Origin of the sequence: Microbacterium azadirachtae, assembly GCF_000956505.1 — a bacterium.
GTDB lineage: Bacteria > Actinomycetota > Actinomycetes > Actinomycetales > Microbacteriaceae > Microbacterium > Microbacterium azadirachtae_A.
Map to the genome: position 1 here is coordinate 1 of NZ_JYIX01000007.1, position 8,735 is coordinate 8,735.

Annotated in this window: 8 protein-coding genes; 6 read left to right on the forward strand and 2 right to left on the reverse strand. The window is 69.3% G+C overall.

The annotated features are described in order from the left end of the window. The first annotated feature begins 229 nt into the window (after positions 1-229). Positions 230-1,297: a PLP-dependent cysteine synthase family protein gene (locus RS86_RS00140; protein ID WP_045270175.1), complete on the forward strand. Its 1,068-nt coding sequence runs from the start codon at positions 230-232 to the stop codon at positions 1,295-1,297. 146 nt (positions 1,298-1,443) lie between these two features. Continuing rightward, positions 1,444-1,953: a glycine cleavage system protein R gene (locus tag RS86_RS00145; protein ID WP_045270180.1), complete on the forward strand. Its 510-nt coding sequence runs from the start codon at positions 1,444-1,446 to the stop codon at positions 1,951-1,953. Positions 1,954-2,090: 137 nt separating this feature from the next. On the opposite strand, the gene RS86_RS00150 is transcribed toward RS86_RS00145, so the two are convergent. Both RS86_RS00150 and RS86_RS00155 read right to left on the reverse strand, forming a co-directional pair. Continuing rightward, entirely contained in the window at positions 2,091-3,104 is a 1,014-nt protein-coding gene (locus tag RS86_RS00150; RefSeq protein ID WP_045270181.1) for an aldo/keto reductase family protein, read from the reverse strand. 97 nt (positions 3,105-3,201) lie between these two features. After that, complete coding sequence (locus RS86_RS00155) at positions 3,202-3,879, reverse strand: FadR/GntR family transcriptional regulator (RefSeq protein ID WP_045270176.1); 678 nt, start codon at positions 3,877-3,879, stop codon at positions 3,202-3,204. A 176-nt stretch (positions 3,880-4,055) separates the two neighbouring features. On the opposite strand from RS86_RS00155, the gene RS86_RS00160 reads away from it, so the two are divergent. Genes RS86_RS00160 through RS86_RS00175 form a run of 4 tightly spaced genes read left to right on the forward strand, consistent with a single transcriptional unit; the run spans position 4,056 to position 8,516 of the window. Next, entirely contained in the window at positions 4,056-5,273 is a 1,218-nt protein-coding gene (locus RS86_RS00160) for an aminotransferase class V-fold PLP-dependent enzyme (RefSeq protein ID WP_045270177.1), read from the forward strand. Positions 5,274-5,327: 54 nt separating this feature from the next. Further along, positions 5,328-6,641, forward strand: coding sequence for an ABC transporter substrate-binding protein (locus RS86_RS00165; RefSeq protein WP_045270178.1), 1,314 nt, complete (start codon positions 5,328-5,330; stop codon positions 6,639-6,641). 4 nt (positions 6,642-6,645) lie between these two features. Beyond that, positions 6,646-7,626 carry a carbohydrate ABC transporter permease gene (locus RS86_RS00170; RefSeq protein ID WP_045270179.1) on the forward strand — a complete coding sequence of 327 codons (981 nt, stop codon included), beginning with the start codon at positions 6,646-6,648 and terminating at the stop codon, positions 7,624-7,626. Next, complete coding sequence (locus RS86_RS00175; RefSeq protein ID WP_235281546.1) at positions 7,623-8,516, forward strand: carbohydrate ABC transporter permease; 894 nt, start codon at positions 7,623-7,625, stop codon at positions 8,514-8,516. Before RS86_RS00170 ends, RS86_RS00175 begins: the two co-directional genes overlap by 4 nt. Positions 8,517-8,735: the final 219 nt, after the last annotated feature.

Consider the following 8,735-nt stretch of genomic DNA (forward strand, 5'->3'; position numbering starts at 1 on the left):
GCCCCGAGCCCCGAGCCCCGGCCGTGTCTACTGCGCCCCTGCTGAGCACCCCCTGTCCGAGTCGTCCCCATGAACGCACCCCATAGCCTCCGCTCACGGGGACGACTCGACAGGTGGAGCACCCCACGTCCGAGTCGTCCCCATGAGCGCACCCCATGGCCTCCGCTCATGGGGACGACTCGGAACCAGGAGGACTACTCGCGTCGGACGGCCCGGCTACCCTCGTGACATGACCTCCGACTGGACCGGATCCGCCATCGCCCTGCTCGAGGCGGACGGGAACCGCAGCGCCGACACCCATCTGCACGTGTTCCCGCTGCCGGCCGAGTGGGGCATCGACCTCTACCTCAAGGACGAATCGGTGCACCCGACCGGATCCCTCAAGCACCGGCTCGCCCGGTCGCTGATCCTGTACGGGCTGGTCAACGGCCGCATCCACGAGGGCACGACGCTGGTCGAGGCGTCGAGCGGCTCCACGGCGGTGTCCGAGGCGTACTTCGCGCGGATGCTGGGCCTGCCGTTCGTGACGGTCGTGCCGCGCTCGACCAGCCAGGAGAAGATCGACCTCATCGAGTTCTACGGCGGGCGCTGTCACTTCGTCGACTCCGGGGCAGCCATGTACGCCGAGGCCGAGCGGCTCGCCTCCGAGTGCGGCGGGCACTACCTCGACCAGTTCACCTACGCCGAGCGCGCGACCGACTGGCGCGGCAACAACAACATCGCCGAGAGCGTCTTCAGCCAGCTGAGCCGCGAGCGCCACGCCATCCCGAGCTGGATCGTGGTCGGCGCGGGCACCGGCGGCACGAGCGCGACCTTCGGCCGCTACGTGCGCTACCGCTGTCACGACACCCGCATCGCGGTGGTGGATCCCGAGGGCTCGGCCTTCTACGGCGGCTGGCGCAACGGGGATCCGTCGTTCACGACCGGCACCCCGAGCCGGATCGAGGGCATCGGGCGACCGCGCGTCGAGCCCTCGTTCGTGCCGGGCGTCATCGACGAGATGATCCCCGTCCCCGACGCCGCCTCGGTCGCCGCGATCCAGCTGCTCAAGCAGCGCACGCTGCACTGGGCCGGCGGATCCACCGGGACGAACCTCGTCGGCGCCTTCCAGCTCATCGCCCGGATGCTGCGGGCCGGCGAGCGCGGCAGCGTGGTCACCCTCATCTGCGACGGCGGCGCCCGCTACCTCGACACCTACTACTCCGACGACTGGGTCGCCGCCCAGGAGTGGGACCTTGCCCCGCATCGCGCGCGCATGGAGCACTTCCTCGCGACCGGGGAGTGGGTCGAGGACTGAGGGCGTGGGCGCGGGCCGCCGGACCGCCCGGGCGGTGACCCAGCGCGACCGCGATCCGGGCGCGACCGCGATCCGGGCGTGACCGCGGTCGGGCGTGACCGGATCCGGGCGTGACCGCGCCGACCCCGGGTCGCTACGCTGGCGGCATGACCACGCTCATCCTCACCGTCGTCGGATCCGACCGTCCCGGCCTCGTCGCAACCGTCGCGCACATCGTCGACGAGCACGGCGGCAACTGGGAGAACAGCCGGCTCGCGGAGCTCGCCGGCACGTTCGCCGGCGTGATCCAGGTGTCGGTGCCCGTCGAGCGGGTCGAGGAACTGCGCGCGTCGCTGCACGGGCTCGACGGACTGCTCACGGTCGCGGTGCACCCCGGGTCCGGATCAGACGCGGCGGAGGCCGCACAGGAGGTGTCGATCCAAGTGCTCGGCAACGATCGGCCCGGCATCGTGCGCGAGATCTCCGGCGTGCTCAACGCGCACGCCCTGAGCATCGAGAGCATGACCACCGAGACGCGCGACGCGGCGATGGCGGGCGGACGCCTGTTCGAGGCGTCGGTCGTCGCACGCGTGCCCGCGGATGCGGATCCGGAGGCCCTGCGCGCGGCTCTCGAGCAGATCGCTCACGACCTGCAGGTCGACATCACAGTCGCCTGACCCGCCCTACACAAAACCGCGAGACTCCACCTGGGCGACCAGACTGCAGCTCAGGCGTGCAGTCTCGTCGCGGAGATGGAGTCTCGCGGTCAGGAGGGCCCAGTTCAGACCAGGCCCAGTTCAGACCAGGCGCTGCTTCAGACCAGGCGCTGCTTCGGGGAGACCTCGTAGGTGTCCTGGGGGTCGTCGTTCACGACGCCGGCCAGAGCCGCGTCGATCGCGGACAGCGTGTCGGCGTCGAGCACCACGCCGGAGGCCTTGACCGTGTCGGCCAGCTGCTCCGGGCGGGACGCGCCGACGAGGGCGGCCGCCACGTTCTTGTTCTGCAGCACCCACGCGATCGCGAGCTGCGGCATCGTCAGGCCCGCGTCCGCCGCAATGGGCTTCAGCCGCTGCACGGCGGTGAGGATGTCGTCCTGCAGAAGCCTCTGGATGAAGTGCGCGCCGGAGTGCGGATCCGTCGCGCGAGAGCCCTCCGGCACCGGCTGGCCGGGGAGGTACTTGCCGCTCAGCACGCCCTGCGCCATCGGCGACCAGACGATCTGCGAGATCCCCAGCTCCTCCGACGCCGGCACGACCTTGCCCTCGATCACGCGGTGCAGCATCGAGTACTGCGGCTGGTTCGAGATGAGCTGCACGCCCAGCTGCTTCGCCAGGGCGTGGCCCTCGCGGAGCTGCTCGGCGGTCCACTCGGAGACGCCGATGTAGAGCGCCTTGCCCTGTCGGACGACGTCGGCGAAGGCCTGGAACGTCTCCTCGAGCGGAGTCTCGTGGTCGAAGCGGTGCGCCTGATACAGGTCGACGTAGTCGGTGCCGAGGCGCTTCAGGGACCCGTTGATCGACTCGAGGATGTGCTTGCGGCTGAGGCCGGTGTCGTTCGGTCCCTTGGGGCCGGTCGGGAAGTAGACCTTGGTGAAGATCTCGAGGCTCTCGCGGCGCTGACCCTCGAGAGCCTTGCCGAGCACGACCTCCGCGGCCGTGTTCGCGTAGGTGTCGGCCGTGTCGAATGTCGTGATGCCGGCGTCGAGAGCGGCGTGCACCGTCTTGACCGCGGCGGCGTCCTCGACCTGCGAGGCGTGCGTGACCCAGTTGCCGTACGTGATCTCGGAGACCTTCAGACCGCTGTTGCCCAGGTATCGGTAGTTGACCATGGATCCAGCGTAGGTGCGCCGGACGACGTCGGGATCCGGATCCGTCATCCGGACATCCGGGCACCTTTCGCGACGGCAGCGGTGGAGGCGGAGACCGTCACTCCGCCATCTGCTTGCGCAGCCAGTACTCGGTCTGCGCGACGTGCCCGGCCGCAGCCGCCGAGGCCGCGGCCGGGTCGCGCGCGACCAGACCTCGGGCGATCGCGCGGTGCCCGGCATCGGAGAGGACCTTGAGCTGCGCCGCGTCGGCGTCGTCGAAGATCCGGTACTGCCGGGTGCGCGAGCGCAGGACCTCGAGGAGGCTCGTGAGGGCGGCGTTGCCGGCGAGCTCCGCGATGCGCATGTGGAACTCATGATCCAGCCGGGACTCCTCGTCGTGATCGGGGCTGTCGGCGATCCGCTCGACGAGCTCGGCCAGCTCCGCCAGCATGTCGTCATCGGCGCGCGCCGCCGCGATCGACGCCGCGTGCGCCTCCAGCGGACGGCGGATCTCGACGAGTTCGAGGATCGCGTCCAGCGGCAGCACGTCGACCGTCAGCGAGAGGCCGCGGATGAGGTCGGCAGGGCGGAGCGTGCTCACGTAGCTGCCCGATCCGTGCCGGGTCTCCAGCACACCGAGGGCGGCGAGCATCCGGATCGCCTCGCGGACCGAGCCGCGGGACACTCCGAGCTGCTCGCACAGCTCGCCCTCGCTGGGCAGCTTGTCGCCGGGGCGGAGCTCCCCGTCGGCGACGAGCGCACGCAACCCGTGCAGCGCGGTCTCGAGTGCGCTCATGGTTTCCCTCCCTGGGCGAGTCCTCTCACGAGTGTGGAGCACCGCCGAGTTTGAGAATAGTCGTCGGACGACTTTGGGCCAAAAGTCGTCATTCGCTAGCTCAGATGATGGTTCTGTGCCAAAGTTGTGCGACAAGTTGAATTGTTCCCCTCCAAGCCCTCAAGGATGAGACCCCCATGGACGACCCCCGCACGGCCGCCCGCATCGCTCCGGTGCCGCTCCTCTCGTACGACAGGGCCCGTGACGCCTGGCCGCTCGATCCCCGGATCGTGCACCTGAATCACGGATCCTTCGGCGCCGTCCCGAGCGAGGTCGTCGCCCTGCAGGACGCGTTGCGCCGGGAGGCCGACCTCAGCCCGGTCGGATGGTTCCCCCGGATCGCGGAGAAGGTCGAGGCGGCCCGCGCCGAGGTCGCACCGTTCGTGGGAGCCGACGCCGCAGACACCGCCTTCGTGCCGAACGCCTCCGCCGCTGCCACCGTCGTCTACAACGCCCTGCAGCTGGATCGCGACGACGAGATCCTCGTCACGGACCACGGCTACGGCGCCGTGACCATGGGCGCAGCCCGGCTCGCGCGCCGCTTCGGCGGCCGTCTGCGCACGGTCGCCCTCGGCCTGCTGGACGACGCCGACACCGTCCTCGCCCGCTTCGCCGAGGCGATCGGTCCGCGCACGCGGCTCATCGTCGTCGATCAGATCACGTCCTCCACGGGCCGGCGCTTCCCCACCGCCGAGATCACCGCGCTCGCGCACGAGCACGGTGTCCGCGTGCTCGTGGACGGCGCCCACGCCCCCGGCCTGATCCCGGACGCCGCAGTCGCGGGCGGGGGCGACTGGTGGTTCGGCAATATGCACAAGTGGCCGTGCGCCCCCCGCGGATCCGCCCTTCTCGTGACGCAGGCGCCCGACCGCGACGAGCTCTGGCCGCTCATCGACTCCTGGGCCGCGACGGAGGCGTACCCCGCGCGCTTCGACACGCAGGGCACGATCGACGCCACGACCTACCTCGCCACCCCCGCCGCGATCGCGTTCATCGAGCGCGAGCACGGCTGGGACCGCACGCGCGACACGGTCGCCGAGATCGCGGACGCCGGCGCCAGGATCATCGCGGAGGCCTTCGAGCGCGCCGCCGACGAGCCGGCGCTCGTCGACCTGCCCATGCCTGTTCCCTCCATGCGCCTGATCCGGCTGCCGCTCGGCATCGGCCGCACCCGCGAGGAGGCCGATGACCTGCGCATGCGCCTGTTCGACGAGGTCGGCGTGGAGACCGCCTTCACGAGCTTCGCCGGCGCCGGCTATTTCCGCCTCTCGGCGCACCTGTACAACGAGGCCGCCGACTTCGAGGCGTTCGCCGAGCGCTGCGTGCCGCGGATCCTCGAACTCGCCGGGCGCTGACCCGCACCTCCCCCACCTGCACCATCCCTGCAACACCCAATGAAAGGAAGCCCCATGGTGAAGCGCACCCGACTCGCCTCGATCGCCGGGGTCGGCATCGTCGCCGTCCTCGCACTCAGCGCCTGTTCCGGCGGAGCGTCGAGCGGAAGCGGATCCGCCGACGGCAAGGTCACCCTCCAGATGGTGGAGAGCCTGACGAACCCGGACCGCACCAAGCTCATCCGCGGCCTGCTCGACGACTTCCAGAAGGCCAACCCGAACATCACCGTCAAGCTGGTCTCGCCGCCCACCGAGCAGGCCGACACCACGATCCAGCAGATGCTGCAGTCCGGCAAGGGCATCGACGTGCTGGAGACCCGCGACATCACGGTCGGCCCGTTCGCGAACAACCACTGGCTGTACGACATGACCGCGGATCTGAAGAGCTGGGACGGCTGGAGCGCGCTCACCGACAACGCCAAGAAGGCCGGCGTCTCCGACGGCAAGACCTGGTTCGTCCCCTACGGCTTCTACGGCCTCTCGCTCTTCTACCGCACGGATCTCGTGAAGTCCGCGGGCTTCGACGGGCCGCCCAAGTCGTGGAAGGACCTGCTCGACCAGGCGTCGAAGATCCAGGATCCGGAGAAGAACCAGTACGGCTACGCGTTCCGCGGGGGCAAGAACGCCAACTCGAACGTCGTCGCCGCGATCGAGGCGTACACGATCGACGACCTCGACACCTCGAACGCGTTCCTGCTCAAGGACGGCAAGACGATCTTCTCCTCGCCGGACGCGCAGAAGGGCGTCGACGACTACTTCGCGCTGTTCAAGAAGGCCTCCCCGCCGTCGGCCGTCTCCTGGGGCTACCCGGAGATGGTGGCGGGGTTCACGAACAGCACCACGGCGTTCCTGCTGCAGGACCCCGAGGTCATCGCGACCGTCTCGGCGTCCAGCCTGAAGGAGGACCAGTGGAACACCGCGCCGCTGCTCACCGGCCCGAGCGGCAAGGCGGCGCAGCCCCTCGCCGTCGCCGGCTGGGGCGTCGCGCAGTCGAGCGCCCACAAGGACGCGGCGGTCAAGCTGGTCGAGTACCTGTCCTCGGCGAAGCCCGCGACCACGTTCGCGCAGAAGAACAGCCTGGTGCCGATCATCGCGGCCGCGGCCAAGGACCCGTTCTACTCGACCGGGCCGTGGACGAGCTACGTCACCATGACCGAGCACCCCGACACCTACGTCAACGTGCAGCAGCCCCGAGGCGTCGCCTGGTGGACCGAGTGGATCCAGAAGTCCGACCAGGACGTGCAGAGCGTGCTGCTCGGCAACATGACCACCAAGGAACTGCTCACCTCGTGGGACCAGTACTGGACTGACAAGTACAAGAAGGGCTGATGTCGTGACCTCGACCTCCGCCACCGAGCGCCCGGCCGGTTCTTCCGGCCGGGCCGCTCGGCCCGCGCGGCCGCAGCCCGCCCCCACGGGCGCCGGGCGCCGCCGCACCACCTTCCGCGCCCGGCACGCGCTCACGATCCTCGCGTTCCTCGCTCCGGCGATCGTGTTCGTGTGCTGGTTCACGTATCTGCCGATGCTCCAGGGTGCGCGCATGGCGTTCCTGGACTACAACCTCTGGGATCTCACCTCGACGCCGTTCGTGGGCTTCGACAACTTCGTCAAGGTCCTCTCCGACCCGGTCTTCCCGACCGTCGCCGGCAACACCGTGCTGTGGGTGATCGGATCCCTGGTCCCGCAGTTCGTGATCGGCTTCCTCATCGCCCTCGCGCTGCGCCAGCGATTCCGGTTCCGCGGCGTCTACCAGGCGCTCGTGTTCTTCCCCTGGGCCGTATCCGGATTCCTCATCGGGATGCTGTTCCGCTGGATGTTCAACGCCGAGTTCGGCGTGATCAACGACCTCCTCATGAAAGCGCATCTGATCTCGGCGCCGCTGCCGTGGCTCGCGGATCCGAAGCTCGCGATGTTCGCGGTGATCGTCGCGAACATCTGGTACGGCGTGACGTTCTTCGCGATCATGATCCTCGCCGCCCTGCAGTCCGTGCCGGACGAGGTGTTGGAGGCGGCGAGCCTGGACGGTGCAGGCAAGGCGCGCCAGCTCTTCTCGATCGTGATCCCGTACATCTCCACGACCCTGTTCCTCACGGTGCTGCTGCGCGTGATCTGGATCTTCAACTTCCCCGACATCATCTGGGCGATGACGGGCGGAGGGCCGGCGAACCGGACGCACATCATCACGACCTGGATGATCAACTTCACGCAGCAGGGCAACTACGGCACGGCGAGCGCGATCGGCCTCATCGTCGTCGCGGTGCTGTTCGTGTTCTGCGCGTTCTACCTCTTCGCGATGCGGAAGGCCAGCCGATGAGCGCCACCATGACCCTCACGACCGGACGCGCGGGCTCCTCGCGCCCGGCGCGCTCCTCCCGCTCCCGGGTCACCGTGGGCGGCGTCGTCAAGGTGGTCGGGCTCGCGCTCTGGCTGCTGATCACGCTCTTCCCGCTGTACTGGATCGTGCTGACGTCGTTCAAGTCGCCGCAGACCGTGAACCGCTTCCCGATCGAGTACTGGCCCTCGGAACCCTCGGTGCAGAACTACGCCAAGCTGTTCTCGGACTCGAACTTCGGGGTCTTCCTGGCGAACTCGGCGGTGATCGCCCTCATCGCGGGCGCGACGTCGACGCTCATCGCGCTGCTCAGCTCCTACGTGATCTCGCGGTTCGAGTTCCGCGGCAAGGGCGCAGTGCTCATCGCGTTCCTGCTGACCCAGATGATCCCCGCGTTCATCGCGCTCGGCCCGCTCTACACGATGATGACCGATCTGGGCCTGGTGGACAGCAAGCCAGGCCTGATCCTCGTCTACGTCGCCGTGTGCATCCCGTTCTCGACGGTGATGCTGCGCGGGTTCTTCGAGAACGTGCCGGATGCGCTCGAGGAGTCGGCGATGATCGACGGCTGCTCGCGGCTCGGCGCGCTGTTCCGGATCCTGGTGCCGGTGATGACCCCCGGGATCATCGCCGCGTTCATCTTCAACTTCGTGAACTGCTGGAACGAGCTGTTCCTGTCGGTCGTGCTCATGCAGTCCGAGGAGAACCGCACGATCCCCGCCGCGCTGAACAGCTTCATCTCCACGTTCAACGTGGACTGGGGCTCGATGTCGGCCGCCGCGGTGCTCACGATCCTGCCGACCATGGTGCTCTTCGCCGTGGCCAGCCGCTGGATCGTGGCCGGCCTCACGGCGGGATCCGTCAAGGAGTAAGCCGGCTCGCACGCGACAGAGCCCCCTCCGACCTGGAGGGGGCTCTGTCGCGGCTGCTCAGACCCGGGCCGTCTCCGGAGGAGTCGGCGCCACGGGGTGCGCCGAGGACGGAGCCGGGTGCGCGGAGGCGGGAGCCGGGTGCGCGGATCCGACACCGGGGTGCGCGGGCACCGGCCACGAGAGCGCACCGGACGGCGCGGGCGGGGCGGGGGCCGTGTG